Source organism: Yeosuana marina (assembly GCF_011762485.1).
In the GTDB taxonomy this organism is placed as follows: domain Bacteria; phylum Bacteroidota; class Bacteroidia; order Flavobacteriales; family Flavobacteriaceae; genus Yeosuana; species Yeosuana marina.
The window spans coordinates 145,593-172,179 of the sequence record NZ_JAAKGI010000027.1; the positions used below are offsets into that span (position 1 = coordinate 145,593).

A 26,587-nucleotide genomic window follows, 5' to 3' on the forward strand; every position below is an offset into this window, starting at 1 on the left:
ATAAAATATGGCTTACGATAAATTCAACATATTAACAAGTACCGCGGTTCCATTACCATTAGAGAATGTAGATACCGATCAAATTATACCAGCACGTTTCTTAAAAGCAACGAAGCGTGAGGGCTTTGGAGATAACTTATTTAGAGACTGGAGATATAATAACGATAACAGTCCAAAAGAAAGTTTTGTACTAAATAATCCTATTTATTCGGGAAAAATTTTAGTTGGTGGTAAGAACTTTGGTTCTGGTTCATCAAGAGAACACGCAGCTTGGGCGATTTACGATTATGGTTTCCGATGCGTAGTGTCTAGTTTCTTTGCAGATATTTTTAGAAATAACTGTTTGAATATTGGTGTTTTACCTGTTCAAGTAAGTGCCGAATTTTCAGAACAAATTTTTAACGCGATTTACGAAGATCCTAATACAGAAATCGAGGTAAATCTTCCTGAACAAACGATTACTATAAAAGCAACAGGTGCTCAGGAATCCTTTGAAATCAACAGTTACAAAAAAGACAATATGCTTAATGGCTTTGATGATATTGACTATCTTCAAAGTATGAAAGGAGACATAGAAACATTTGCTAACGGTTTGCTACTTTAAATGACTGCGAAACGAATTGAAATAATGGATACGACATTGCGCGATGGTGAGCAAACCTCGGGCGTGTCGTTTTCTTCTTCTGAAAAATTAACCATAGCGAAACTTCTTCTTGAAGAATTAAAGGTTGATCGTATTGAGATTGCATCGGCAAGAGTGTCTGAAGGGGAGTTTCAAGCGGTTAAAAACGTTACCGAATGGGCTGGTAAAAACGGTTATATTGATGCTGTTGAAGTCCTAACTTTTGTTGATAATGGTGTATCAATTGATTGGATGATTGAAGCGGGTGCTAAGGTTCAAAACCTTTTAACTAAAGGCTCATTAAATCATTTAACGCATCAGCTTAAAAAGACTCCTAGTCAACACTTTAAAGAAATATTAGAAGTTGTTTCACTCGCGGCTTCAAAAGGAATTGAAACCAATATTTATTTAGAAGATTGGAGTAATGGGATGCGTAATTCTAAAGACTATGTTTTTGAGTTTTTAGAATTTTTGGCAACACAACCTTTAAAGCGAATCATGTTACCCGATACCTTGGGCGTTTTAACACCGCGCGAATCGTACTTATTCATTAAAGAAATTAAAGATAAGTACCCGAATTTACATTTTGATTTTCATGCACACAACGATTACGATTTAGGCGTTGCTAATGCTATTGAAGGGTTAAGAGCAGGTGCCGATGGTTTACATCTAACCGTTAACGGCATGGGTGAACGTGCAGGAAATGCGCCTATGTCAAGTACCATCGCCGTTATAAATGACTTTTTACCAAACTTAAAAATTGGTGTAAATGAAAAAGTGTTGTACACGGTTAGTAAATTAGTTGAAACCTTTTCGGGTGTTATGATTCCGGCAAATAAACCGGTTGTTGGTGCTAATGTGTTTACACAAACTGCTGGAATTCACGCTGATGGCGATAACAAAAACAATCTCTATTTTAGTGAATTAATGCCAGAGCGTTTTGGAAGAACACGTAAATACGCCTTAGGAAAAGCCTCTGGAAAAGCAAATATTCAAAAGAATTTACAGGAATTAGGGCTTCAGCTTAACGATGACGATATTAAGAAAGTTACTCAGCGAATTATAGAATTAGGTGATAAAAAGCAAGTTGTTACTAAAGAAGACTTACCGTATATTATTTCAGATGTTTTAGATTATACCTACGAAGAAAAAGTAAAAGTCGAATCGTATGTATTAACACATTCCAAAGGTTTAAGACCATCAACTACGGTTTCTATTACTATTAACGGAAAAACGTTTGAAGAGAATGCACAAGGAGATGGACAATTTGATGCGTTTATGAATGCCATAAGAACGATATTTAAAAAAGTACATTTGATTTTACCAGATTTGATTGATTATGCGGTTAGAATTCCACCAGGAAGTCATTCTGACGCTTTGTGTGAAACCATTATTACTTGGAAAAGCCCAGAAAAAGAGTTTAAAACACGTGGTTTAGATTCCGATCAAACGGTTTCGGCGATTAAGGCCACTGAGAAAATGCTGAATATTATTATTAGCTAAATGTTAGTAGTTTATGTGCGTTAGGGATTACAGCGGCATCCTTTTTAAAACATTATGTATAAATGTCATTACGAGGAGGTACAACTACGTTATCTCTTTAAATTTAAGAGAAAACGACAACGTATACCACTAGTTTTGAAATAGCGTTTTAAAAAGATATAGCAGAAAGCTGACCCTTTTTAGGGGAACGCCTAAATTATAAAATAAATAAAATTAAAGTTTAAAAATAGATAGAATGAAATTTAATATTGCCCTTTTAGCAGGAGATGGAATTGGTCCTGAAGTGATCGATCAAGCAGTAAAAGTTAGTGACGCGGTTGCTAAGAAATTCGGACATGAAATTACTTGGAAACCAGCTTTAACAGGTGCCGCAGCTATTGATGCTGTTGGAGAACCTTATCCAGATAGTACACATGATATTTGTGTGGCATCGGATGCTGTTTTATTTGGTGCTATTGGGCATCCTAAATACGATAACGACCCGTCTGCCAAGGTAAGACCAGAGCAAGGCTTATTAAAAATGCGTAAAAAATTAGGCTTATTTGCGAATGTGAGACCAACGTTTACGTTTCCTTCGTTAATAGATAAATCGCCTTTAAAAAGAGAACGTATTGAAGGCACCGATTTGGTGTTTTTACGCGAATTAACAGGTGGTATTTACTTTGGTGAAAAGGGTAGAAGAGATGGCGGTGAAACGGCTTTTGATAATTGTGTTTACACAAGAGCAGAAGTACAACGTTTAGCAAAAAAAGGCTTTGAATTGGCAATGACGCGTACTAAAAAACTGTGTTGTGTGGATAAAGCCAATGTGTTAGAAACATCACGTTTATGGAGAGAAACGGTTCAGGCAATGGAAAAAGATTATCCGGAAGTGACTGTAAGTTATGAGTTTGTTGATGCCGTAGCGATGCGTCTAGTACAATGGCCAAATAGTTACGATGTGTTAATTACTGAAAATTTATTCGGAGATATTTTAACTGATGAAGCTTCTGTTATTTCAGGGTCTATGGGATTAATGCCATCGGCATCTATGGGTACTGATATTGCATTATTCGAGCCTATTCACGGGTCGTATCCTCAGGCAACAGGTAAAAACATAGCGAACCCTATGGCAACGATTTTATCGGCTGCTATGATGTTTGAAACAGCGTTTAACTTACCAGAAGAAGGTAAGGCGATTAGAGATGCTGTTAATAAAGCACTGGCTGAAGGTATTGTTACCGAGGATTTAGCTGATGGTGGAAAAGCTTACGGCACAAAGGAAGTGGGGGACTGGTTAGCTGCAAATATCTAGAAATTAATATTTTATCATATATTTTAAAATGGATTCATTACTTTTAGTTTTGAATCCATTTTTTATTCCAACCAATATGAAAAAGTATTCTTTTTTAAGTGTAGTAGGTTTTCTATATGTCAATTTTTATGCGCAGTCACAGAATATAGGCGATTTCACTTCCGTAGAACCCTTGGGGCAATCTGACCAATTTGTATTACCATCATCACACACCTTTCAAAAGATAGCAGAAACAGGCGATGCACTAACAGTTGGTTCTGGAACACTTCCTCGAAATCCAGATTTTACGGGTTTTGTGCCTATAGCTGGCAGTAGTACAAATGGGTATTTAAGTTTAAATCATGAAATAGCTCCTGGCGCAGTTACAATTTTTGATATTAATTTGAATGCTACAACGAAACTTTGGGAAACGACAGCATCAGAAGCTATTGATTTTTCATCGGTTTTTGTAACTGGCGCCAATTGTTCAGGGACAGTAACTCTTTGGGGAACCGTAATATCATCTGAAGAATTTGCAGTTACATGGGATTACAATTCAGATGGTTATAATGATACTGGTTGGAATGTGGAAATAAATCCAGTTACTAAATCTGTTATTGGTAAGCATTGGGCTATGGGGAACTTTCAGCATGAAAATGTATCCATTCATTCGAATGAAAGAACGGTGTATCAAGGAGCAGACTCTAATCCTGGCTATCTTTATAAATATGTCGCCAATGCAGCACAAGACTTAAGTTCAGGTTTGTTATATGTGTATAAGGGCTCTAAAAATGGCTCAGGGGATTGGATTCTATTGAATAATGCCACTCAAACTGATCAAAATACAACCATATCTCAAAGTGCGGCATTGGGAGCAACTGAATTTGCTGGGATTGAAGATGTAGAGATTGGACCTGATGGCATGGTATATTTTGCAGTTAAAAGTGAAAATCAAGTCTATCGTTTTCAAGATTCTGATGCTATTAGCGGTACCACAGTACCCACTATGGAAACCTATGTTGGTAATATGAATTATACGATTGATTATGGCTCTGGATCGTCATCTGTTCCTTGGAGTTACGGTAATGATAACCTAGCCTTTGACGGTGATGGTAATTTATGGGTATTTCAAGATGGGGATTTAAAAAACGGGGATCATAACTATATTTGGGTTGTTAAAAGTGGACATACACAAGTAAATCCTAAAGTAGAGATATTTGCTATTACACCAACAGGATCTGAACCTACAGGGATTACCTTTACTCCAGACTATAAGTACTTATTCATGTCTGTTCAACATCCTGATTCAGGAAATATAGCAAATCAAACAGATGCGGCAGGTAATACGATTAGTTTTTCAAAGGGTACCACACTAGTAATAGCTCTAAAAGGAAATTTAGGAACCACTTTATCAGCTTTAAATAACATCAAAAATGTAGATAAAATTGAGGTCTACCCAAATCCAACCGATGCTTTTAATTCTGTTATGATTAAAGGGAATCATATTGAAACTATTAAACTATTTTCAACTTCAGGGAAACTCTTAGAAGAAAAACAATATCCCGGTATTCAAGAAGTTAAATTGAATTTAAATGATTATCAATCAGGATTTTATTTGATGAACATTAATAATGAAGTTATTAAAAAACTTATTATTAAATAATCAATTTTTATTATTTAATGTCTTTAGAAGCAAAACTAGACCCTGTCGGCAGTTCAAAAATTTCTAAACTAAAATAGGGTACGGCTGCAATTAAATGATCAAAAATATCAGCCATAATATATTCATAATTTTCCCAACGTTTATCGCTGCTGAAAGCATAAATTTCTAAAGGAATACCTTGTGTAGTCGGTGCTAATTGCCTCACCATAATCATCATATCTTTATTGATGGCCGAATGTTGCTCCAAATAGGTTTGGATATATTTTCTAAACACACCAATATTGGTTAGATTTCTTCCGTTTAATGCCAATTCTTTATTGATATTGTTATTTGTATTATAAGTCTCGATATCACTTTGGCGTCTCTCTAAATACGCACTTATAAGATGTATTTTTTTAAGCGCATCTACTTCACTTTTAGACAGATATTTAATGCTATCAAACTTAATGTTTAAGGATCGTTTTATACGGCGGCCATCAGAATTTATCATTCCTCTCCAGTTCTTAAACGAATCAGAGATTAATGCATACGTTGGGATGGTGGTAATGGTTTTATCCCAGTTTTGAACTTTAACCGTTGCTAAATTAATTTCGATAACATCACCATCGGCACCATATTTTTCAAACGTAATCCAGTCGCCAATATGTACCATATTATTTATAGACACTTGAATACTGGCTACAAAACCTAAAATGGTATCTTTAAAAATTAATATGATTACCGCAGAGGCAGCTCCTAAACCAGTTATAAAATTTATAAAAGCAATTCCTGATATAATAGCAATAGCTGAAAATATACCGAAAACCCAAGCAAAAATCATAAACACCTGAATATAGCTGTCTATGGGTTTATCCTTAAACCTATGTAAGGTTTTTAGATAATCTTTTAAAGCATTTAAAACACTTCTGACAATCCATAGTGATAATAGAATAGCAAAAACTTCCAATCCTTTCTCAACGAAATTTTCAGTATCTGGAAAATCATAAAGAACAACGGGCATGAATTTAATCATGATTAGAAACGGAATAACATGTGCTATGTTACGAGGAACTTTATTAGAGACCAATAAATCATCAAAATTCGTTTTTGTTTTTGATGCGAATCGTGAAAAAACCTGAATTAATATTTTTTTAATAATGAAATCAATAATCAAAACAAACAAACATAATGCTAGTGCTAATGCAATCATATTGATATACTTAGCGGTATTTTCAGTAACACCAACAGACACTAAATAATTATAAAGTAAATGTTTTAAGTTATTCATTTTTATTTGCTATTCTTTAAATATTTTCTATCAACATAAAAGGTTCCAAAAGGAATAATGGAAGCCACCAAAACAGAGGTAAATTGCAATTTATTCCAGTTCGTTTCATTTCTAAACATAAATGCTAAAATAAGATACCCAATAAACAGCAATCCATGTGGCATTCCTAACAGCTTTACATATGTAGGATCTTCTGCCAAGTATTTTATAGGAGTTGCTATAAACAATAATAAAATATAAGAAATACCTTCTAAAAGAGCAACTAGTCTAAAAATATTTAAAAATGTAACCATTAATTGTAATTTTTTTCAAAGGTACTATTTAGATAAACAAAAACTTAATTGAAATGCATTAAAACACATGAAAAATTACAAGTCCGTAAAGAAGAAATCTCAATAATCGTAAGGAACCATAACCTATTACGCTTTTAAAAGGAAATTCAATAATCCCTGCAGCCATACAAGAAATTGAGAAGGGTAGTGGTAATAGCGCACCTACTAAAATTAAAAAACCACCCCATTTTTTAGAGTTTTTTAACTGTTTTGTCATTTTTTGTTCTAAATAGTTGTGAATAGATGGAATTTTAGTGATTCCAACACCAATCCAATACGAACAAAGACCTCCAAAATATGACAACACAGCTAATATGCCTAGATACAACCATGGCTGATTTAATTTACCAGACCAAGCAATAAATATTTCGGGAGGAATAAGCCCTAATAAAGTTTCTGAAACATAGAAAAAAATTAAGACACCAGATACAGGAAGAATTTCAGTAATATGAACAAGAGCCTCATTTATATTAAAAAACTTATTTAATACAAATATGGCAATAACAATAGATATGATATATGGCAGAGCTTTCTTTATGGCTTGCCAAACAAACTCATAAAAGCCTGTGTACGTATAATATTGGTGTAATAAATGTAGGCGCGATTTAGTCGCCTTTGGTTTTTCTTTCATTCTTTAGCAATTCTTTTTCAAGCACACAAATATAAGGTTCTCAATTGATCTAAAATTATTTATCAAAAGTTTAAGAGACCTTTAACATGTATAATGAAATAAGCAACGTTATATAACTACACATTTTTTAGAAGTTTTTAGCTGACTTAAATCATTTTTTTTTTAATTTAAACGAGTTAGTTTTATTTTCATAATAATTAATCCAAAAGCATGAAAATATTTGACGAAAAGCATATTAAAAACATTGTTTTGGTAGGGGCTCACAATAGTGGCAAAACAACACTTTCTGAAACCATGTTATTTGAAGCAGGTCTTATCAATCGCAGAGGAACTGTTGAAGACCACAATACAGTTTCAGACCACCACAGCATAGAGCACGAACGCAATGCTTCTATTTACGCCACTCCGTTACACACCGAGTGGCGTAATTATAAAATAAACATTATAGACACACCAGGATTAGACGATTTTATTGGAGAAATTATTGCGTCTATCCGCGTGGCTGATACAGTGGTTGCAACCATCAATGGGAGGCAAGGTGTAGAAGTTGGAACAGAGATTATTTGGAATTATATTGATAAATACCATATTCCTACGGTATTTGTAGTGAATCAAATAGATCATCCAGACACCAAATTTGACCATAGTTTTAAAGGCATACAATCTCTTGTTGGTAATAATGCAGTCATTATTCAATATCCCATAAAGATTGATGGCAAACAAGGTATTATTGATGTCCTTAAAATGAAACTCTATAAATTTGGAGACGAAGGAGGAAAGCCTGAAAAATTAGCCATTCCAGACGATCAAAAAGTACAGGCTAATTTTTTGCATAATGAATTGATTGAAAAAGCGGCAGAGAATGATGACGAATTATTAGAGTTATTTTTTGAAAAAGGCACACTTAATGAAGATGAAATGCGAAAAGGTATTAAGGCAGGCATGTTAAATCATGATTTATATCCTGTATTTTGTACATCCGCATTAAACGATATGGGATCTGGTCGCCTAATGGGATTTATAGATAATGTAGCACCCGCGGCAGCCGATTTAAAATCAGAGCAAACCATAGAAGGTGAGGAGTTATGGCCTAAAACCAGCGGTCCTACAGCCTTATTTATCTTTAAAACACTTTATCAAACTAATTTAGGACAAATTACATTTTTCAAAGTTAAATCTGGTGAAGTTAGCATTAATGATCGGTTAACTAATGCCAGAACAGGAGAAATAGAGGTGATAAATCAACTGTTTATTATGGATGGAAAGGAACGTCATTCCGTTTCAAAATTAACAGTTGGAGATATAGGAGCTACCTTAAAATTAAAATTCACAGAAACTAATGACACGCTTTATAGTGGCAAAAAACCCATCACATTAAGGCATATTAAATATCCTGAAGATAGAATCGTTTTATCTGTAAGTGCTGTAACATTAACCGATGACGAAAAACTAAGTGAAGCCCTTAAAAAGATTCACATTCAGGATCCAACGGTAAGTTTATCATTTTCAAAAGAAACTAAAGAATTTCTCTTAGGATGTCAAGGTGAATTGCATTTAGCAACGATTGATTGGACACTCAAAAACATTTATAATGTTGAAGCTAAATTTGAAAAACCTAAAACAGCATACAGAGAAACTATTCAAAGGTCATCTACTGCTAATTATCGTCATAAAAAACAATCGGGAGGTTCTGGACAATTTGCACAAGTTCATCTTAAAATTGAACCATGGTATGAAGGTATGCCTGAACCAGAAGGCTTTAATATAAGAGGTAAAGAGGATATCGATTTAACTTGGGGTGGTAAATTAGTATTTTACAACTGTATTGTTGGTGGTGTTATTGACACACGATATTTACCCTCAATAATGAAAGGCGTGTTAGAGGTTATGGAAAGTGGTCCATTAACAGGTTCATATATTAGAGATATACGGGTTATGGTATACGACGGCAAAATGCACTCGGTAGATTCTAATGATATTTCATTTAAAATAGCTGGTGCACATGCATTTAGCGAAGCCTTTTTAAACGCTAACCCAAAACTTTTAGAGCCTAGAAATGAACTTATCGTTAAAGTACCAGAGGATATGGTGGGGCAAGTGATGACCGATTTGCAATCTAGACGCGCTGTGATTCAAGGATATGAAACGAGTGATAATTATCAAATTTTGAATTGTCAGATTCCAGCAGATGAGTTATTCGGCTATTCAACGGATTTACGATCATTAACTCAAGGGCGCGCAACCTTTAGCACCAAATTTTCAGCATATCAAGCCGTACCAACAAACGTACAAAAGCAACTAGTAAAGAATTAATAAACTAAATAATACGTATTATGCAAACGAAAGTTTTATATTTAAGTGACCTAAGATTCAATCTAGACATTTGGAGAAGTGAATTAAAATTTCATTCTAATGAGATGGATTTATTTGAAGAAAAATTAGAAGAAATAGCTAGACGAGAATTTGGGCCTCAGGCTTTAAAAGAGTTAGAGATGTTTCAAAACAAAATAATGATTGAGCGAGATGTAATTTCAAAATTATTACACCGCATACGAAGTAAGAAAACGAAATTAGAGCGTCCGAATGCTATGGACAATGTAGATGCTAAATTTCAAGACGCACAACATACACTTAGAGAAGATATGCAAACCTACATAAAATTACATTATGAGCTTAAGGAAGCAATGATGGACTATTTTTTAGAATGGTTGTAATGAACTAGGTTATAGATTAATTTAAAAACCATACACAAATTGTGTATGGTTTTTTGCTATATATAAGAAGCGTTAGAATAGTTGTTGAAATTTTCTATTTTACATAATATAAATTATAGTACATTTTACAATAATTAGCGAAATAGCGCTTTTAGGCGGTATTTGACATAATTCCAGATATAAGGTCTTTAGACTTATATCGATAGTAATTATGTTATGTCAAGCTAATTGCGGCTTCGTAGTTATGGATATTATTGTGTCGCTATAATTCCAAATTATGAAAATATCCCAGAACCTTTAGTAATTCTTTTTAATATTCAGTAACTAGGTTTATTAAAATTTTAAATACGAGATTCTCAAGAATTAAGATTACAGAATTATAAGGAAATCTATTTGTAGCAATAATGATGTAAAATAGAAATTAGGAAGAATTTTTAGAACAAAACCCCAAAAATATGGCATTCTACTTTTTGTTTTAACTAAAATTCTATGAGGTCAAAAAAAAACAGAAAAAAAAACATTTTCCTTAAAACCCATTTATTAATTCTTTTAAAACAGTATCTGCTCCATTAAACAAATCAGTCCGTTTTTGATTTATATTTATATTAGGTTGAAGAGCTGTATTTTCCTGATTTGATAACCGAAACAGTCTTTTTGAATAGGTAATAACTAATTTTGAATTTGGTAGCGTAAAACTATCCATATCCTGATAACCATTAGGATTAGACCCAGTTGGTTGACCAACAATTTTAGCATTTAACAATTGCTTAAAAAGTGCCGCATTACTTGTGGCTGCAGAAAAGGTTTTATGACTTGTTAATACGAACACACCATTTTTCCAATCAATAGAATCAGCAAGATTAAGTGCATACGCTAACACTACACCCACGTATAAATCGCCGCCACCATTATTGCGCATGTCTATAATGATCTGTTTCATTTGATTTTTTTGAATGTAAGAAACGAGTTGTTCTCCAAAAACTTGCATATCTTCAAAAGATGGATAGCTCTCAAAATTTATATATACTGTTTTTGTGCCTAAAATTGAGGTAAACCATAAATTAGGATTGACATTGTTCGGTTTTTCTATTTCAGGCACTGTTAGATGTAGTTCAGAGATACCACTTCCCTCCCACATCTCATTAGTTATAGCAGCTAATTCCAGAGTTATTAACTCATTATTTTGATTTCGAAAACTAAATGTTGCTTTATTTGTTGCGTCAATCAAATTGAGATGAAAAAGTACTTCTGAGATAATTAAATAACTACCTGTTCTTTGCTTCAATGAATATTCATTTTCAACAAATTGCGCAATTTCTGAAACCTTTTGAGCAATTGTATCAACCGGAATACCATTAATGGATTCCAATGTAGTTTTGAGAATGTTCCTATTTTCATTCCATGTTTTTACAACATACCATTGCCCTTCTATCAATTCAATATCGAATGGGAAACGATGCGTTGATAGATTTCTCAAAGATACAGCTGTATGACCATCATTTACTAGTCTTGTTAAGCGCATTAATTTTAAAATAATCTCAAAATCGTTTAATGAGTCAATAGTGTTGTAAATCTTATTCCACTCGTTAACAAACTCCTCTTTAGTTACCGAATGGTAGAGGTCTATATGTTTTTGTTCTAAAGACGCTCTATAAATTTTAAGGTCTTCTTTCCAATTGATTTTGTTTGAAGTCTGAGCAAACAATGCACTAAAAACCGAAAATATAAAAATTGAACAATAAATGATTGTTTTTTGAAATGAGTTCATACTATACTATTTGTTTTCTATTATTTTAAGTATTTTGTATACCAAATTTAGTGTACTTTTTGAGGCTTCTAATTGATTTAAAGTCCCTGTTATATAAGTATCTAATTGCGGACAATACCATAAAAAGGATGCAGTACTGCCATTGTGACCAATCAGTTGTAAGTTTGAGTCTGTATCGTAAATGTTATTAAAAGCTACCTTTCGTATGCCAAAGCCGTATTGCATTCCTACGCTTTCATTAGTCCAGTTTTGCATTTCTAAACGGGTTTCTTTTTTTACGATTACATCTTCATTAAACGCTTTTAAAAAACGTATTAAATCTTGCGTGGTTGACACCAATCCACCTCCACCCCAATCAGCACTTAAACTTTGAAACGATGATAAGTCCACATCTTCAATATAAAACTCAGCTATAGGCAATTGTTTCTTTAATGGTTTTGATTTTAAATTGATATAAGACCCATCCATCCCCAAAGGTTGAAAGATATAGTCTTGAAAGAACTCATCTAAAGATAAATCACTTACATTTTCAATGATCAATGCCAGCAATACATATTCGGTATCGGTATAATGATAGCCTTTACCAGGAATAAAGTGAGGTTTCATTTTTTCCTTGGTAAACCTAATCATTTCTTGTGGAGACCAAATCTTATTCGAATCAACTAGTAATTGATTGATTATATTTGTGCTACCATCAATAGTATCGTCGGTAAAATAGTCTGGCAACCCAGAAGTATGTTGTAATAAATGAGCTATAGTAATCGCGTTTGAATACTCTTTACGATCTAAAATGTGAAGATTATTCGTCAATGAATCTGGTAAGTATTGTGCGATGCTATCTTCAAATTTTAATTTCTTTTGATCCTTTAAAATTCCAATGGCTGTAGCCGTTAACATCTTGGTGACGCTGGCAGTATAAAAAGGACTCTGTATAGAAATAGAATCTTCTTTGCTTTCAGCCAATTGCATGTCGATTCCTTGAGTTTCAGAATACACATGCAGCATAACACTTTTTATGTTCTCTTTTTGTAGTTCGGCATTCAATAATAGCGCTATGTCCTTCTTGACGTCTTGCTGACCAAAAGCACCTATTGACATAAAAATTAATAGTGTAAGTATTGTACTTTGTTTCATAATCAGTTGATTATTATACCATTAAAATTACTATAAAGTTAGTTTTATTTTTAAAACCAACTAAAGCCTAGACCAATATTAAAGGTTACGGCATCTCTATGTGCATCACCTTCTAAAAATGCTCTTCCCATCATCAATTTAGATTGTACATTTAGTGCAAAGTTGTTCTTTTTATAAATCTCGTAGCCAGTGCTTGCCATAACTGCACATCCAAAATTCCAATCGTCATTAACATTATCTTTAATGTCGTAAAGTGCTGGTGAATCTATAGCTAAACCAACACCGCCGTGAATCCACCAACAGTCTTTTACCCAATATTGTACAGAGGGAATAAAACCGCCAAAATGTCTGTCATTATTCTGAAATTCGTATATATTTCCTGGCATAGATAAAGTTAATGCCAACTTATCGTTGAGCATATAACCAAATTTTAATTCAGGAAAACAGATGGCTCCTTGAGATTTATCAAAGGTTTGAAGTCCTTCGCTATCTTCAATACTTATAACTCCTCCTCCAAGACTAAACTCAAAGATAAAACCATCGCGTTTTGAGGTTGAATCGAATGTTGAATTGTTTTGTGCAAAGCTTAATGTTGACATTAGGATTAACGCCATAAATGTCATTTTTAATCGGATTTGTCTTTTAATTGTTTTCATAATTGTTCGTTTTTTGATTGATTTCATTTTAGTTGTTTTATAGGTGTTTATTTTATATTAAAATCTAATTCCTATATAAAGGTTGGGTTCAAAAAGGAAATAGTTTTTCCATCTATTATCTAATTGTTTAAATGCATCAGGTGTATTGGTGTCAAAAATCCAAAATTGAGAATGAACCTGAGGCTCAATAAAAAATCTTTTATTCTTACCGAATGCAAAATGATAACCAAGATGGAACGAATTGTAAAGCTTAAAACCATTTGCTATTTTTTTATTATCAAGGTCTAAATAGGTTTTGTATTGTGGTAACACTTCTACTGAGGCAAATAAACCTTTCCAAAGCATACGTTGATAAGATATTCCTATGCCTGTTTCACGTAAATAACCAGGATAAAATTCGGTTTCAGAATCTATTTTGTCTGTAAGTCCATCCCACCATTGAATACCCATTGGTTGAAATAAACGCCAAGTAGCAAATTTTATACCTATGATGTTTTTTGAATCTAATTCTCGCTTTACATGAAATTCGATATGTTGGGTATTGGTTCTTTTTCCTCCTTCACCAATATTTCCTAAGATAATAGCAGGAAAGCTAACTCTGTATTTTAAATCCGTGTCACTGTGTTTTGATGGTTCTGTGTTGCTTTGTGCAAAAACATTTAGTGTAAAAAATGTTAAGCCGATGATGAATAGTTTTTTCATTGTAATGTGTTTTTAATTGTTCGTTTTTTGATTTATATTTTGACGGTACAAAGATTCATTGAATTGTAAAGGCAATCGTTTTGAATTATAATTTGAAACCTTTTTACTTATAGCTTTAATATTTAATCGTAATTTCCTTTAAGCAGAACTTTAAGAAGTAGCTCTTGCATACTATTAGATGCTTCCATTGGTATTTGATGACCTACATCTTTAAACCTATAAATTTCCTTTTCTTTAGTTTTTAACCTCTTGAAGAATTTTTCAGATAACTTATAATTAGCTGTATAGTCTTTATCTCCATAAAAAATAATCGTTCTACATTGTATTAAAGGTTTATTTTTTAGTTGGTTTATCTTATAAAGTTGGCTATATAATAAACCCCATTTGGTGTACCATTGCTCAAAAAACGCATAGTATTGGCCAAAGGCATTATCACTAATTGGTTGTCCTTGAAACTCAGATAGCCATTTGAATTGAATAGCTATATCCTTTGCATTATGATATGGTATATTTATAGCTTTTAACTGCTCAACCGCTTCTTGGTTTTTAATTTTTCTAAAGTGTTTAATAAGCGTTTTATTCAGACTTTGTTGACTTGACAAAAGATTTATGATTGGACTTATGGCCACCAATGTTGAAATCTTGTCAGGATGTGTTTCTGATAAATGAAAAGCTAACGAAGTACCCCAAGAATTTGCCACTAAAATAATTTGTTGACGATGAAACGTCTTTAAAATATAAGCGAGCAACTCTTCAGCATCTGATTGCATTAATGCTAATGTTGGACTTTGTTTTAAGCCATTTTGCTTTAAGGTTTTCCCTGCACCTCTTTGATCCCAATGAATCACTAAAAAATCCTGTTCTAATGATGCTGTTATTTTTTCGCTATGAGCAGATGCAGCTGCTCCTGGACCACCGTGTAAATACAATACTATTGGTTTGTTATGAACACCTTTAAGACTAATGTATTGGTCGATACCGCCAATTTTTACAAAGTAGGATGTATCTATTTTTTGAGGTTCCTTTTCTATATTTTGCGCATTCATGTTATACATAAATACACTTAGAAATATTAATAAAGTAGATTTAATAGTCATTTTAATTGTTTTTAATTTATTGGGACAAAGGTGCTTTGAAAAGTAGTTCCAATCGTTTTAGATTATAATACAGCACCTGTTTAGTGCTATATCTAATTTTTTATAAACGGAAGAAAATGATACAAAAAAGGCTTAACAGTTATAGTGTTAAGCCTTTTATTAGTTCTTAGGTTTATATCTTAAAGCAACGCTTCGAGATGAGAAGTAAGTTTTTCTAAGTTTTTAGTGATTTTTTCAAGATCCCAATCCCACCATTTTAACTGTAAAAGTTTTGAAATGGTAGTTTCAGAAAAACGTTTTTTGATAGGTTTCGCGGGATTACCACCAACAATGGTATAAGGTTCTACGTCTTTTGTAACCACCGCTTTTGTTGCAATAATAGCGCCATCTCCAATTTGAACGCCTGGCATAATGGTAGCGTCGTGACCAATCCAAACATCATTACCAATGATTGTGTCGCCTTTGCTTGGATAGCTTTTGCCTTCCATGGCATGCTGCCAATCACCACCAAATATGGCAAATGGATAGGCTGTTGTAGCTTCAGTCAAATGATTACCACCATTCATAATAAAAGTGACCCCGGAAGCAATCATACAAAATTTACCAATAATGAGTTTGTCCCCTATAAAATCGAAATGGTATTTGACGTTTTTCTCAAAGTTAGACACATCTTCAAAATCATCGTAATAGGTAAAATCGCCCACGATAATATTCGGATTCTTAATGATGTTTTTAAGAAAACAAAGCTTATCGTAGTCTGGTAATGGAAATTTATGGTCTGGATTAGGAATGTTCATAATTTACGTTTTGAGAGGTTAAACAGACTTATAGCCAAAATAATGGTTATTATGGCTTGTGCTTTTTCAAAAGTAGTTTCAGCCAACAAATTAGTAAATGTATTCAACAAAAAATATATTGAAAACGCAAATAACCACCCATTTATGGTTTTAACTTGCCAATTCCATTGTACAATTTTGGTTTTAATTAAAATTAAAAATCCTAGAAAAAGCATTATGAAAAGTGCCGCAAATTCTAAATATAGAATCGTTTTGGGTTCTATTATTTTTCCACCCCAAACAATATTTTGAGGTAGAACACCTATTAAAATTAAGAGGTGAAAAACTGAATACCCTGTAACAATACCAAGTGCAATTTTATCGGAAAGTTTCATTTTTATATTATTAAAAGTTTTTGGCTTCTTCATTATAGAAACCCTTCAAATGATGCTCTCCGTAGGTGGTTACAATATTATCCTCAGCCATTAAGGTGAGAAAAAATTCAATAGGCCCATAGGTTTTAACAGATGTAAAGGTCCTTAAAGTCCAAATGGTTAATCGTCTTAAACAATCTGGTAAATGTGTTATTTTAACAGGTTTATTTAATGACTTTAGTGCTAATTTACTGATGTCATTAAGACTTAAAATATCTGGCCCTCCAATAGTCAGTTCTTTATTGCGATCCTCTAAGGAATCTACAATTGCTCTTGCCAAATCCTCTCCGTGAATAGGGTTAAACTTTTGATTACCCGATCCAAACAAATAGACCCGACCCCATTTAGCCATTTGCAAAAAATCTTTCATGTCTGAGAAAAAACCGTTGGGTCTTACTATGGTATAGTTCAATCCTGAAGCTTTTAAGGCATCGACAAATTTTTCTTTGGCTTCAAAAATTTTTAGGTGTCGGTATTTGTCTCCGTTGATTGCCGAAACATAAACAAAATGCTTTACACCTGCTTTTTTAGCTTCTTCAAGTAAATTCATATTCGCTTGATAATCAACATCCATATAGGTTAAACCGTCCTTTTGTCTGGTGATGCCTACGGTAGAAATTACGGTATGAATGCCTTTACAGATATCTTTTAAGGTTTCTGGCTTTGTGACTTCGGCTTGCTTAATTTCCAGATAGTTTTCATTGGTTTTTTTAAGCGCATCCGGTTTGCGCACAATGGCAACGACTTGATTCTGTTTTTCAATTAATTCGTTTAACAGATAACCACCCAAATAGCCTGTTGCGCCTGCTAGCAATATATTGGTATGTTTCATAATCTTAAGGTTTAAAATGATTTTATTGAAACTCATTGGTCAAGAGTTGTTGAATAATGGTATTACGTTGCAAACCTGTATCATCTTGTTGATTGCTTAACAATACAATAGTGGCATCGTATTCTGGTATAAAACCAATCATACTCCAGTAGCCATTAATATCTCCTCCATGCCAATACATGGTGGTATTGCCTTCTTGTGTGGTGAACCAACCCAAACCAAAATCGGTATAGCCACTTGGGACATCTTGAGTAAATATTTCGGCTTGTTCAGCCTCTGAAAACCAACTTGTTTTTACCGCGTTGGTCCATAGTTCCATATCATTTGGTGTACTACTGAAGTCGCCAGCACCAAAAGGAATGGTCATTGAATACGTACTATTTGGAATGCCATTTAAATACCCTTGAGCGTGTGTATTAGCATCAATAATGTCCGTTCCTTTAAAGGAATTAGACATTCCTAAAGGATTGAAAATTTTCTGCTGAATATACTGATGGAAAGGCATACCAGATAATTCTTGTACCAATAAGGCTGCAATAAGATAGTTAGAATTACAATACTGCTTATTGGAACCTGGTGTGAAATTGAGTCCATTTTCAGAAATTAATTCTGTGATGACATTATAAATATCGATTGCATCTAAGGCTTGCCCATTTTCTAAAGCTTGCTCTGCAATTAACTGATATTCTGGAATACCCGATTGATGCGATAATAATTGTGCAATGGTAATTTGGTTGCCATTGGGAAATTGTGAATCAAATTCATCTAAAGTTTGATTGAAACTACTAATGAAACCATCGCGTTTTAATTGCACAATTGCTGCTGCCGTAAGTGTTTTACTGACTGATCCAATACGGTAAGCCAAATTAACATCCTGTGGCAGTCCTATGCTTTCATTGGCTAACCCAAAACCTTGGCGAACTTCATCGTTGCCGTTTTTAGTAACAATAGCATAGCCTTGAAAGTTTACTTCATGTAGTATATTTTCAACTGTTGTGTAGTTGTTTGATGGTGCATTGTTGTCATCATCTTTTGAACAAGATGTAAAAAGCATTACAGCAGTTACTATAAATGCTACTAAAAATTTGTGTAAAGTTGTCATAACTGTTCGTTTTTTGATTTATAATTTTGATGCAAAGATTCATCAGAAAACTAAAGCAATCGTTCTGAATTATAATTTGAAACGAACTGAATATGATTTGCTACGCATTGGCTTTTAACCAAGCCTTAGGGGTAATGCCCTCTGCTTTTTTGAAGTAAGTATTAAATACACTTTTAGAATTAAAACCACTATCATAAGCCAAACCAAGAATTGTTAGATGTGCATTTTTAGGGTCTAAGGCTATTGATTTGAAGTGATTTAAGCGATATGAATTTACAAAGTCATTAAAATTGAGATGAAATGCTTTATTAATGAGATAGGATACTTTATTGGTATTTAACTCTAAGACATCGGCAACAAATTTAAGACTCAGTTGTGGATTTAAAAACGGTTCTTCTTCTGTAAAATAAGACAGTAATTCCTCTTTTAGCGTTTCTACTTGGCCGCTGTCTAAAATGCTTGAACTTTGTTTTTCTTCCGCATCTTGAGAGGGTTTAAAATCTTCAATGACCAAGTTAGACTCGTGCAGTTTTGAAAACCCTTCTATGTTATGTAAGGATTGTATAAAAGGTTCTTGTCTATAGTTAATAATTTGTCCACGTCTTTGACTCACCATGTTTTGTAAGTGTGAAAAGGCAAGATCCTTATGGTTTGAGTTACTCAATATAAACACATCATAAGGCACGAGCATCGTTTCCTTTTCAGTAGATAATGACCATTTTTCAATCATTTCATCAGGCACTTTAATAGCCTTATCATTTATAAGTTGAAATAACGTCCTTTTCTCCGCCTGCAATGACGTATTTTGGATTAATGCTTCAAACTCCTCGCCTCTGTTAAGCCATATCAAACAAAAACATTTTAAATGATGTGCTAACTCTAATTGAGGGTTAAGAGTTAGGGTGTAATTTACAGTTTCTAAGGCTTTCTCAAATTGACCTTGATAATAGTAAATATGAGCTAATGTGTAGTGGTTATTTGCTGAAAGCGGATCGACATCTAACAATGTGTTAGCATACTCTAATGCCGTGTCAAAAAATCCAAGGGCAATACACAATTCGGCCATGGCCTCTAACCCATCTATGTGGTTTGGATTTATCTCTAAAACCTTATTGATGTGAATGTATGCATTTTTAAAATCCCATTCTTCCCAAAAAAATTTACCTACAAAAGACAGAGGGTATTCTGGTAAAGAGGTGTCTATTTCTTTAGCAATTAACAGATTTTGAATCGCTAGATTCATAGCCTCTTTATAAGGCATATAACCCCACATGGCCAATAAACCATAGCATTGTAAATTAGCGTAATAGGCTTTGGCGTAGTTTTTATCAAATGCAATGGCTTGGTTGTAAAAATCAATGGCTTGATTTAAGCTTTCTGGTGTCCATTGTAATTGCAATGAGCGTCCTTTTAAAAATAATTGATAAGCATCGATACTGCTTGTTGGTTGCTTAATTAGATGGTTTTGTACTTCAAAATGCCCGAAATTGTTTCGCATTTCATCAGCAATGGCAAGACTGATCTCGTCTTCCAAATCGAAAATATCTATTAATTCTCTATCAAATCGTTTGGACCAATAATGGGTTCCATCTGTAACAGCAATTAATTGGGCGGTTATTCTAACTCTATCCTGAGATTTTTTTATACTGCCTTCAAGAATTGTATTTACATTTAATTGTTTTCCAATGTCTCTAATATCAATATCTTTTCCTTTGAAGGCGAAAGATGAGGTTCTTGCAATTACTTTTAAACCATTTACCTTTGTTAATGCATTTATAATTTCTTCAGTAATACCATCGCAGAAATACTCATTGTCAATATCATTGCTCATATTGACAAAGGGTAGAACGGCGATAGAATTTTGGTTTATCAAAGTGTTGTTTAATTAAAAACAAATGTAGAAAAGAATAAAAACAAGAAAAACTAAAAAATATTATCTTATGGCATTCCATAAGAGTTTACACACTTTTATTTTATAGGGTTCCAAATGGGCAAGGAGAAATTACTTTTTCCTGAAAATGTTATTTTAAGAAGTGTTTTAGCATCTTTAATGCTCTCTGCATTTACATCTTTACCTGTTCCACAATTAATTTGAGCATTGATTAACAACGATTATAATACGACTTCCCTTTCTTATTTTTTTACTGATTAATTTAGAATTATAAAAAAAAACCTGAGTTTTTTGATTCGGAATTATCAAGTTTCTATGTGCTCTGTCTTTAGCATAACTAGCTCTACCGATATATGTTAAAATAAAATGACAACAATAAGTTTAATAGTTTATTGGGTTGAAAGTTCCTTTACCAAGAAGAACTTATCAAATAAAAATACTCAAGAAGATTAATTCAGTAAATTTGTAAACACTCATAAAAAATTATGAAAATGAATATCGTAGTACAATCCATCCCAGTTTTAGATTTAGATGGTTTTCCAGTAGATTTAATGACGGCATACAAAAATAAAGTGTTGCTACTTATTATCTATAATAATGATTGTTTGGGTTGTACAGGACGCGCAATTCCTTTGGCCTATGAGTTTCAGCAACAGTATCCATCAATTCAAGTTGCAGGAATACACGCTAATTTTGTAAACAGAGAAGCAACAAAAGCGTCTATTAAAAGTATTTTTACCAGCGGAGAGAATCCGTTTCCTATTTATATTGATGAACATCATAAGGTTTTTGACCAATTTGAATCTGAAGGCACACCGCAATGGGTATTAATTTCAGAAAATGGAGAGTTATTTCGTTCTATTTTCGGGTCTCAAGATAACGCAAAGAATCGGTTATTTTATGCCTTAGAAAGTCTTCAGGAAAGTAATAATAAACTTAAGAATGCGAAATGATTATACCTAAATTACATTACATATCTCAAGGAAACTCTCCTGAATCACATCTGGAACACATCCAAAAAGCCTGTACATCTGGTGCCGAATTAGTGCAATTACGTTTAAAAAATGTTTCAGAAAAGAACTATTTAAAAATAGCCGAAGCTGCTAGAGACATTACGTCTCATTTTCAAACCAGATTAATTATAAACGATCATTACAAAATAGCAAAAGCTGTTAAAGCAGATGGTGTCCATTTAGGAAAAACAGATTCCTGCCCTACTTTAGCTAGAAAAGAGTTGTACTCGTGGCAAATTATTGGTGGAACAGCCAATACCATACAGGATTGTGAAACATTAATTAGTAAAGAAGTCGATTACATTAGTTTAGGCCCTTTTAGATTTACAAAAACCAAAGACAATACACCTCCGGTTTTAGGTTTAAACGGTTATAAGGCCATTATTGAAGCTTTAAAAACAGATACAACAATTATTGGTGTCGGCGGAATAACCACAGAGGATGTTACAGATATATTAAAAACGGGTATTTCTGGAATTGCTGCGTCTGGAAATATTACCCGAAATTTTAATAGCATAAGACTATTTAATCAATTACTAAAGGCATCTTCGACAAAAGAACAACGCCACAGCTTTAAATAGAACGACTATAATTTAAAAGGAATCACATTATTTAATTTTCGGAATACGTACCTTTGTTTGATCAATTACAAGGATTAAAAATTTGCAACAGATAAAGGATTACTTAGATCAAATAGCTATTATATCTAACTCAGATTGGGATTTTTTTACATCAAAATTAGAGCGTCGTATTATTCCGAAGAAAACAGTTTTTTTAAAACTTAACGATGTAGAAAATCATATATCCTTCATTGAATCTGGTGTGGTTCGGTTATATATTCCGAAGGAAAATCCCGAAAAAGAAATCACTTTTGGCTTTAGCTTTAAAAACCAGTTTATTAGTGCTTATGATTCTTTTTTAACACAAAAACCGTCTGCTTACCAATTACAAGCGCTTACAGAAACAACTATTTTAAGCATTACTTATAACGATTTGCAAGAAGTTTATAAAAAGACGCAAATAGGCAATTTAATAGGAAGACTTACTGCTGAACGCTTGTTTTTAATTAAGTCGAAACGAGAACAAAACTTATTAAATTTAACGGCTGAAGAGCGTTATCTTAAACTGTTTAAAGAGCGACCAGAACTCCTAAAAGTTATTCCCTTAAAATACATCAGCTCTTACATTGGTGTTACTGCGCAAGCGTTAAGCAGGATTAGAAAACGTTTATAACTGGGATATAAAATGAATTTAATTGATTTAGGTTCATTGTTTCACTCGTAACGTCGGAGTATCTTTGCGAAAAAAATTATGTTAATCGTTATTTTCGTTATTGTGCTTTGGTATGGAGGCTTGTTTTTTCAGTCATTCTTTTTGCATCGTTATGCGGCACATCAGGTATTTACAATGTCCAAAACCATGGAACGTATTACATTTATTTTAACTTGGATTTTTCAAGGTTCAAGCTATTTAAGTGCTTACGGCTATGGCATTATGCACCGTATGCACCACGCTTATACAGATACTGAAAAAGATCCACACTCGCCATCGTATGATGCTAATTTATTTTCTATGATGTGGAAGACTAAAACTATTTATCAAGATATTAATCAGCAACGAATTGCTATTGATGCACGTTTTACCAAAAATGTTCCGCAATGGAAAGCGTTTGACACATTTGCGAGTTCTCGTTTTTCGCGCTTACTCTGGATTTCTCTATATATTTTGTTTTTTGCATTTTTTGCAACAGCATGGTGGCAGTGGCTATTACTACCAATTACTTTTTTAATGGCTCCTATTCATGGTGTTATTATAAATTGGTTTGGTCACATATATGGTTATGTAAATTATAAAATGAAAAACACGAGTAAAAATCTCTTCCGTTTTGATTTTTTAATGATGGGCGAAGGCTATCATAACAATCATCATAAGTTTGCTAGTCGTGCAAATTTTGGTGTTAAATGGTATGAAATTGATTTCACCTATTTGATAATCAAACTTCTGAATGCCGTTGGTTTTATTAAGCTGAAAACTAACTAACTTACGTAATACTAATTCTATTTCACAGATCGTATTATTCCTATTTAAACTTAAAACATGTACATTTTCAGCTGGTTAAATAATTAGCCTTTACTTGTTTATATAATTTATTTTAAATTTAAAATACAAATTATTGAGGAGTTCCTAATTATCTAGTAGAATTAGGACTATTACTTCGCCCCACGTTTAACCATCAAAAATCAAATCAATTATAAATCTTTGTTAATAAAAAAGAATGAACGTTCATTTTTATTATCTTTGTACCATAATTCAATATGATATGGCTAAACTTCAAAAAAGCATAGAAAAGCGTAATGCATTAATAAAAGCAACCATTGAATTGGTAAATAACAATGGTTTCCATGCGACTCCTATGAGCAAAATAGCGAAGATGGCTAACGTTTCTCCTGCCACAATTTATTTATATTTTGACAACAAGCAAGATTTGGTAAACAAAACTTATATACAAGTAAAATCAGAGTACACAAAATATGCATTTGCCACTTATAGTGAAACAATGTCTGTTAAGGAAGGCTTTGAAGTTATTTGGAAACGTATCGCAGATTTTAAGCTTAAAGAATGTGAAAATGCCATGTTTTTAGCACAATGTGATAATACACCAATGATAGATGAACCTAGCAGACAAGAAGGTATAAAACATTTACAGCCCCTACTCGACCTCTGGACACGTGGTAAAAAAGAAGGTATTATAAAACCAATATCAGATTACTTATTGTACGCCTATGCTATAAACCCGTTGTCATTTTTAATGATGGCTCAAAAACGTGGCGCATTCAAGTTAGACAAAACCCATATTGAAGAAGCCTTTGAGTCTGCATGGAGCAGTATAAAAACGGGCAAACAGTAACCTATAAACACTAAAATTTAAAAAGAATAAAAAACAATGATGATACAAACTATTTTATTAAAAAATAGACCTCAAGGTAAACCTTCAACGTCAGATTTTGAATTTGTAACGGAGGATGCTGATTTAAAAATCAATCAAGGTCAACTGCTTTTAGAAACCACTTACGTATCTGTAGATCCTTATTTAAGAGGACGGATGAGCGATGCTAAATCTTACGTCCCTCCTTTTGAGTTAAACAAACCTATACATTCTGGCGTTATTGCTAAGGTCATTGAATCTAAAAACGACAACTTTGCAGCAGGTGATTATGTTTCTGGAATGCTGAATTGGAAAACCAAACAAGTATCAACAGGCGAAGGACTCTTAAAAGTAGATCCTTCTAAAGCACCATTAAGTGCTTATTTAGGTGTTTTGGGAATGACCGGTTTAACAGCCTATTTAGGTTTAAATGAAATAGGTAAGCCTGTAGCAGGAGAAACATTAGTAGTTTCTGGAGCTGCTGGTGCCGTTGGAAGTGTTGTTGGTCAAATAGGGAAAATTCTTGGACTTACCGTTATTGGTATTGCAGGAACCGATGAAAAGATTGATATGCTAAAAACCAAATTTGGTTTTGATGCAGGTATTAATTATAACACAAGTAAGGATATTAAAGCAGACATTGCGAAAGCTGCACCAAACGGTGTAGATATTTATTTTGATAATGTAGGTGGACCCATATCTGATGCAGTATTCTTCAATATCAACCGATTTTCAAGAATCATTGTATGTGGAGCTATTTCTGTTTATAATAATACAGAAGTCCCAAAAAGCATGAGTTTACAGCCTTTTCTAATAAAAAAGAGTGCATTAATGCAAGGATTTATAGTTTCTAATTATGCAGACAAATTTCCAGAAGCAATGAAACACTTATCGGGTTGGTTAGCTGAAGATAAACTCACCTACACAGAAACGATAGTCCATGGTTTTGATAATATTCCAAACGCTTTTATTGATTTATTCGATGGTAAAAACAAAGGAAAAATGATTGTTAAAATTTAAAAAAACTTAAAAAAAATGAACAATTTTGAATTTAAAAATCCTACCAAAATTATTTTTGGAAAGGACACGATAGAAAAACTAGAAAATGAAATTCCTAAAGATGCTAAAGTATTACTGCTTTATGGAGGCGGAAGCATCAAGAAAAATGGTATTTACGACCAAGTAAAAACAGCGTTGGCCAAAGTTGATGTTATTGAGTTTGGAGGCATCCCTGCAAACCCAGAATACGCAGTGTTAATGGAAGCTTTAAAAGTTATTAAAGACGAAAACATCACATATTTATTAGCTGTTGGTGGTGGCTCTGTTATTGATGGTACGAAGTTTTTATCTGCCGCGGCATTATTTAAAGGCGATACACCTTGGGATATTTTAGCCAAAAACATCAGAACGGAAAAAGGTATGCCTTTTGGAACCGTTTTAACCCTACCCGCAACAGGTTCCGAAATGAATTCAGGTTCTGTTATTACAAGAGCCGAAACCAAAGAGAAACTGGCCATGGGTGGCCCTGGTTTATTTCCGCAGTTCTCCATATTAGACCCTCAAGTGATTTCCTCTATTCCACAACGTCAGTTAGCAAATGGGTTAACAGATGCGTTTACACACGTTTTAGAGCAATATATGACCTATCCCATAGGCGCCTTATTACAAGATCGTTTCGCTGAAAGTATTTTACAGACGTTGATTGAAGTGGCACCTAAAGTATTAAAAGATCCATCAGACTACAAAGCAACTTCCAATTTTATGTGGAGTTGTACGATGGCATTAAACGGATTGATCCAAAAAGGCGTTCCAACAGATTGGGCGGTTCACGCCATGGGACATGAGTTAACGGCTTTGTATGGTATCGATCATGCGCGTACGTTGGCAGTCATAGTACCAAGCCATTACAAGTATAATTTTGAAGCTAAAAAAGAAAAACTTGCACAATATGGCGAACGTGTTTGGAATATAACTGGAGGAAGCACTGACGATAAAGCCTATGCAGCTATTGAAAAAACAGTAGCATTTTTTCATGACTTAGGAATTGATACCAAATTATCTGATTACACTAAAAATTATGAAGGAACTGCAGAAGAGATTTCAAAACGTTTTACAGATCGCGGTTGGTTAGGATTGGGTGAGCATCAATCATTATCTCCAGATAAGGTCGAAAAAATCGTAAAAATGGCTTACTAATTTAAATCATTAAAACAAATAAAAATAGCTTCTGAAAACGTTTCAGAGAGAACAT

General features: G+C 33.4%; 26 protein-coding genes. 13 read left to right on the plus strand and 13 right to left on the minus strand.

What is annotated here, in order from left to right; translation table 11 throughout:
* Positions 1-7 precede the first annotated feature (7 nt).
* The 4 genes from leuD to G5V56_RS14990 all read left to right on the plus strand — a co-directional run bounded on the left by leuD (position 8) and on the right by G5V56_RS14990 (position 5,061).
* Entirely contained in the window at positions 8-604 is a 597-nt protein-coding gene (gene leuD / locus G5V56_RS14975; RefSeq protein WP_166966553.1) for a 3-isopropylmalate dehydratase small subunit, read from the plus strand.
* Entirely contained in the window at positions 605-2,125 is a 1,521-nt protein-coding gene (locus G5V56_RS14980; protein ID WP_166966555.1) for an alpha-isopropylmalate synthase regulatory domain-containing protein, read from the plus strand.
* 235 nt (positions 2,126-2,360) lie between these two features.
* Complete coding sequence (gene leuB / locus G5V56_RS14985; RefSeq protein ID WP_166966557.1) at positions 2,361-3,419, plus strand: 3-isopropylmalate dehydrogenase; 1,059 nt, start codon at positions 2,361-2,363, stop codon at positions 3,417-3,419.
* A 28-nt stretch (positions 3,420-3,447) separates the two neighbouring features.
* Positions 3,448-5,061: an alkaline phosphatase PhoX gene (locus tag G5V56_RS14990; RefSeq protein ID WP_166966559.1), complete on the plus strand. Its 1,614-nt coding sequence runs from the start codon at positions 3,448-3,450 to the stop codon at positions 5,059-5,061.
* Between the two features lie 10 nt (positions 5,062-5,071).
* Here the strand turns inward: G5V56_RS14990 and G5V56_RS14995 are convergent, their stop codons facing one another.
* The 3 genes from G5V56_RS14995 to G5V56_RS15005 are packed head-to-tail and all read right to left on the minus strand — an operon-like array spanning position 5,072 to position 7,291.
* On the minus strand, positions 5,072-6,328 hold the full coding sequence (locus G5V56_RS14995) for a mechanosensitive ion channel family protein (protein ID WP_166966561.1): 1,257 nt from the start codon (positions 6,326-6,328) through the stop codon (positions 5,072-5,074).
* 2 nt (positions 6,329-6,330) lie between these two features.
* Positions 6,331-6,621, minus strand: a complete 291-nt coding sequence (locus tag G5V56_RS15000; protein WP_166966563.1) for a DUF3817 domain-containing protein — start codon at positions 6,619-6,621, stop codon at positions 6,331-6,333.
* Positions 6,622-6,679: 58 nt separating this feature from the next.
* Positions 6,680-7,291, minus strand: a complete 612-nt coding sequence (locus G5V56_RS15005) for a YqaA family protein (RefSeq protein ID WP_166966565.1) — start codon at positions 7,289-7,291, stop codon at positions 6,680-6,682.
* Positions 7,292-7,501: 210 nt separating this feature from the next.
* On the opposite strand from G5V56_RS15005, the gene G5V56_RS15010 reads away from it, so the two are divergent.
* A complete protein-coding gene (locus tag G5V56_RS15010) occupies positions 7,502-9,604 on the plus strand; it encodes an elongation factor G (RefSeq protein WP_166966568.1) in 2,103 nt (700 codons plus the stop codon).
* Between the two features lie 20 nt (positions 9,605-9,624).
* Positions 9,625-10,005 carry a hypothetical protein gene (locus G5V56_RS15015; RefSeq protein WP_166966571.1) on the plus strand — a complete coding sequence of 127 codons (381 nt, stop codon included), beginning with the start codon at positions 9,625-9,627 and terminating at the stop codon, positions 10,003-10,005.
* A 526-nt stretch (positions 10,006-10,531) separates the two neighbouring features.
* Here the strand turns inward: G5V56_RS15015 and G5V56_RS15020 are convergent.
* From G5V56_RS15020 to G5V56_RS15065, 10 genes are all read right to left on the minus strand, one after another.
* Complete coding sequence (locus tag G5V56_RS15020; RefSeq protein WP_166966573.1) at positions 10,532-11,773, minus strand: S41 family peptidase; 1,242 nt, start codon at positions 11,771-11,773, stop codon at positions 10,532-10,534.
* Positions 11,774-11,779: 6 nt separating this feature from the next.
* Positions 11,780-12,907 carry a serine hydrolase domain-containing protein gene (locus G5V56_RS15025; RefSeq protein WP_240911340.1) on the minus strand — a complete coding sequence of 376 codons (1,128 nt, stop codon included), beginning with the start codon at positions 12,905-12,907 and terminating at the stop codon, positions 11,780-11,782.
* 50 nt (positions 12,908-12,957) lie between these two features.
* Positions 12,958-13,563, minus strand: a complete 606-nt coding sequence (locus tag G5V56_RS15030; RefSeq protein ID WP_166966575.1) for a hypothetical protein — start codon at positions 13,561-13,563, stop codon at positions 12,958-12,960.
* 57 nt (positions 13,564-13,620) lie between these two features.
* Complete coding sequence (locus G5V56_RS15035; RefSeq protein ID WP_166966577.1) at positions 13,621-14,265, minus strand: hypothetical protein; 645 nt, start codon at positions 14,263-14,265, stop codon at positions 13,621-13,623.
* Positions 14,266-14,387: 122 nt separating this feature from the next.
* Complete coding sequence (locus G5V56_RS15040) at positions 14,388-15,311, minus strand: alpha/beta fold hydrolase (protein ID WP_166966579.1); 924 nt, start codon at positions 15,309-15,311, stop codon at positions 14,388-14,390.
* 230 nt (positions 15,312-15,541) lie between these two features.
* Entirely contained in the window at positions 15,542-16,159 is a 618-nt protein-coding gene (locus G5V56_RS15045; protein WP_166966581.1) for a CatB-related O-acetyltransferase, read from the minus strand.
* Positions 16,156-16,533 carry a hypothetical protein gene (locus tag G5V56_RS15050; RefSeq protein WP_166966582.1) on the minus strand — a complete coding sequence of 126 codons (378 nt, stop codon included), beginning with the start codon at positions 16,531-16,533 and terminating at the stop codon, positions 16,156-16,158. The genes G5V56_RS15045 and G5V56_RS15050 overlap by 4 nt, the downstream gene beginning before the upstream one ends.
* Positions 16,534-16,543: 10 nt before the next feature.
* Complete coding sequence (locus G5V56_RS15055) at positions 16,544-17,404, minus strand: SDR family oxidoreductase (protein ID WP_166966584.1); 861 nt, start codon at positions 17,402-17,404, stop codon at positions 16,544-16,546.
* Between the two features lie 22 nt (positions 17,405-17,426).
* Positions 17,427-18,506 (minus strand): serine hydrolase domain-containing protein, encoded by a 1,080-nt coding sequence (locus tag G5V56_RS15060; protein ID WP_166966586.1) that lies wholly within the window; start codon positions 18,504-18,506, stop codon positions 17,427-17,429.
* A gap of 100 nt (positions 18,507-18,606) precedes the next feature.
* Positions 18,607-20,337, minus strand: a complete 1,731-nt coding sequence (locus tag G5V56_RS15065; RefSeq protein ID WP_166966588.1) for a helix-turn-helix domain-containing protein — start codon at positions 20,335-20,337, stop codon at positions 18,607-18,609.
* Positions 20,338-20,888: 551 nt separating this feature from the next.
* On the opposite strand from G5V56_RS15065, the gene G5V56_RS15070 reads away from it, so the two are divergent.
* From G5V56_RS15070 to G5V56_RS15100, 7 genes are all read left to right on the plus strand, one after another.
* The gene (locus tag G5V56_RS15070; RefSeq protein ID WP_166966590.1) at positions 20,889-21,350 is read left to right on the plus strand and encodes a TlpA family protein disulfide reductase; all 462 of its coding nucleotides are present in this window, start codon (positions 20,889-20,891) and stop codon (positions 21,348-21,350) included.
* Positions 21,347-21,991, plus strand: coding sequence for a thiamine phosphate synthase (locus tag G5V56_RS15075; protein ID WP_166966592.1), 645 nt, complete (start codon positions 21,347-21,349; stop codon positions 21,989-21,991). The genes G5V56_RS15070 and G5V56_RS15075 overlap by 4 nt, the downstream gene beginning before the upstream one ends.
* Before the next feature lie 82 nt (positions 21,992-22,073).
* Positions 22,074-22,643, plus strand: a complete 570-nt coding sequence (locus G5V56_RS15080; RefSeq protein ID WP_166966594.1) for a Crp/Fnr family transcriptional regulator — start codon at positions 22,074-22,076, stop codon at positions 22,641-22,643.
* A gap of 78 nt (positions 22,644-22,721) precedes the next feature.
* Positions 22,722-23,450, plus strand: a complete 729-nt coding sequence (locus G5V56_RS15085) for an acyl-CoA desaturase (protein ID WP_166966596.1) — start codon at positions 22,722-22,724, stop codon at positions 23,448-23,450.
* Between the two features lie 280 nt (positions 23,451-23,730).
* Complete coding sequence (locus G5V56_RS15090; RefSeq protein ID WP_166966598.1) at positions 23,731-24,318, plus strand: TetR/AcrR family transcriptional regulator; 588 nt, start codon at positions 23,731-23,733, stop codon at positions 24,316-24,318.
* A gap of 39 nt (positions 24,319-24,357) precedes the next feature.
* A complete protein-coding gene (locus G5V56_RS15095) occupies positions 24,358-25,356 on the plus strand; it encodes an NADP-dependent oxidoreductase (RefSeq protein ID WP_166966779.1) in 999 nt (332 codons plus the stop codon).
* A 15-nt stretch (positions 25,357-25,371) separates the two neighbouring features.
* Entirely contained in the window at positions 25,372-26,532 is a 1,161-nt protein-coding gene (locus tag G5V56_RS15100; protein WP_166966600.1) for an iron-containing alcohol dehydrogenase, read from the plus strand.
* The last annotated feature ends 55 nt before the right edge of the window (positions 26,533-26,587 follow it).

What these genes read in the sequence shown, in the direction of transcription:
- G5V56_RS15030 (WP_166966575.1), bottom strand. Translation starts at nt 13,563, where the DNA reads ATGAAAACAATTAAAAGACAAATCCGATTAAAAATGACATTTATGGCG.
- G5V56_RS15095 (WP_166966779.1), top strand. Translation starts at nt 24,358, where the DNA reads ATGATACAAACTATTTTATTAAAAAATAGACCTCAAGGTAAACCTTCA.
- G5V56_RS15005 (WP_166966565.1), bottom strand. Translation starts at nt 7,291, where the DNA reads ATGAAAGAAAAACCAAAGGCGACTAAATCGCGCCTACATTTATTACAC.
- leuD (WP_166966553.1), top strand. Translation starts at nt 8, where the DNA reads ATGGCTTACGATAAATTCAACATATTAACAAGTACCGCGGTTCCATTA.
- G5V56_RS15040 (WP_166966579.1), bottom strand. Translation starts at nt 15,311, where the DNA reads ATGAATGCGCAAAATATAGAAAAGGAACCTCAAAAAATAGATACATCC.
- G5V56_RS15055 (WP_166966584.1), bottom strand. Translation starts at nt 17,404, where the DNA reads ATGAAACATACCAATATATTGCTAGCAGGCGCAACAGGCTATTTGGGT.
- G5V56_RS15075 (WP_166966592.1), top strand. Translation starts at nt 21,347, where the DNA reads ATGATTATACCTAAATTACATTACATATCTCAAGGAAACTCTCCTGAA.
- G5V56_RS15035 (WP_166966577.1), bottom strand. Translation starts at nt 14,265, where the DNA reads ATGAAAAAACTATTCATCATCGGCTTAACATTTTTTACACTAAATGTT.
- G5V56_RS15045 (WP_166966581.1), bottom strand. Translation starts at nt 16,159, where the DNA reads ATGAACATTCCTAATCCAGACCATAAATTTCCATTACCAGACTACGAT.
- G5V56_RS15015 (WP_166966571.1), top strand. Translation starts at nt 9,625, where the DNA reads ATGCAAACGAAAGTTTTATATTTAAGTGACCTAAGATTCAATCTAGAC.
- G5V56_RS15000 (WP_166966563.1), bottom strand. Translation starts at nt 6,621, where the DNA reads ATGGTTACATTTTTAAATATTTTTAGACTAGTTGCTCTTTTAGAAGGT.
- G5V56_RS15050 (WP_166966582.1), bottom strand. Translation starts at nt 16,533, where the DNA reads ATGAAACTTTCCGATAAAATTGCACTTGGTATTGTTACAGGGTATTCA.
- G5V56_RS15025 (WP_240911340.1), bottom strand. Translation starts at nt 12,907, where the DNA reads ATGAAACAAAGTACAATACTTACACTATTAATTTTTATGTCAATAGGT.
- G5V56_RS15020 (WP_166966573.1), bottom strand. Translation starts at nt 11,773, where the DNA reads ATGAACTCATTTCAAAAAACAATCATTTATTGTTCAATTTTTATATTT.
- G5V56_RS15085 (WP_166966596.1), top strand. Translation starts at nt 22,722, where the DNA reads ATGTTAATCGTTATTTTCGTTATTGTGCTTTGGTATGGAGGCTTGTTT.
- G5V56_RS15060 (WP_166966586.1), bottom strand. Translation starts at nt 18,506, where the DNA reads ATGACAACTTTACACAAATTTTTAGTAGCATTTATAGTAACTGCTGTA.
- G5V56_RS14980 (WP_166966555.1), top strand. Translation starts at nt 605, where the DNA reads ATGACTGCGAAACGAATTGAAATAATGGATACGACATTGCGCGATGGT.
- G5V56_RS14990 (WP_166966559.1), top strand. Translation starts at nt 3,448, where the DNA reads ATGGATTCATTACTTTTAGTTTTGAATCCATTTTTTATTCCAACCAAT.
- G5V56_RS15090 (WP_166966598.1), top strand. Translation starts at nt 23,731, where the DNA reads ATGGCTAAACTTCAAAAAAGCATAGAAAAGCGTAATGCATTAATAAAA.
- G5V56_RS14995 (WP_166966561.1), bottom strand. Translation starts at nt 6,328, where the DNA reads ATGAATAACTTAAAACATTTACTTTATAATTATTTAGTGTCTGTTGGT.
- G5V56_RS15065 (WP_166966588.1), bottom strand. Translation starts at nt 20,337, where the DNA reads ATGAGCAATGATATTGACAATGAGTATTTCTGCGATGGTATTACTGAA.
- G5V56_RS15010 (WP_166966568.1), top strand. Translation starts at nt 7,502, where the DNA reads ATGAAAATATTTGACGAAAAGCATATTAAAAACATTGTTTTGGTAGGG.
- G5V56_RS15100 (WP_166966600.1), top strand. Translation starts at nt 25,372, where the DNA reads ATGAACAATTTTGAATTTAAAAATCCTACCAAAATTATTTTTGGAAAG.
- leuB (WP_166966557.1), top strand. Translation starts at nt 2,361, where the DNA reads ATGAAATTTAATATTGCCCTTTTAGCAGGAGATGGAATTGGTCCTGAA.
- G5V56_RS15070 (WP_166966590.1), top strand. Translation starts at nt 20,889, where the DNA reads ATGAATATCGTAGTACAATCCATCCCAGTTTTAGATTTAGATGGTTTT.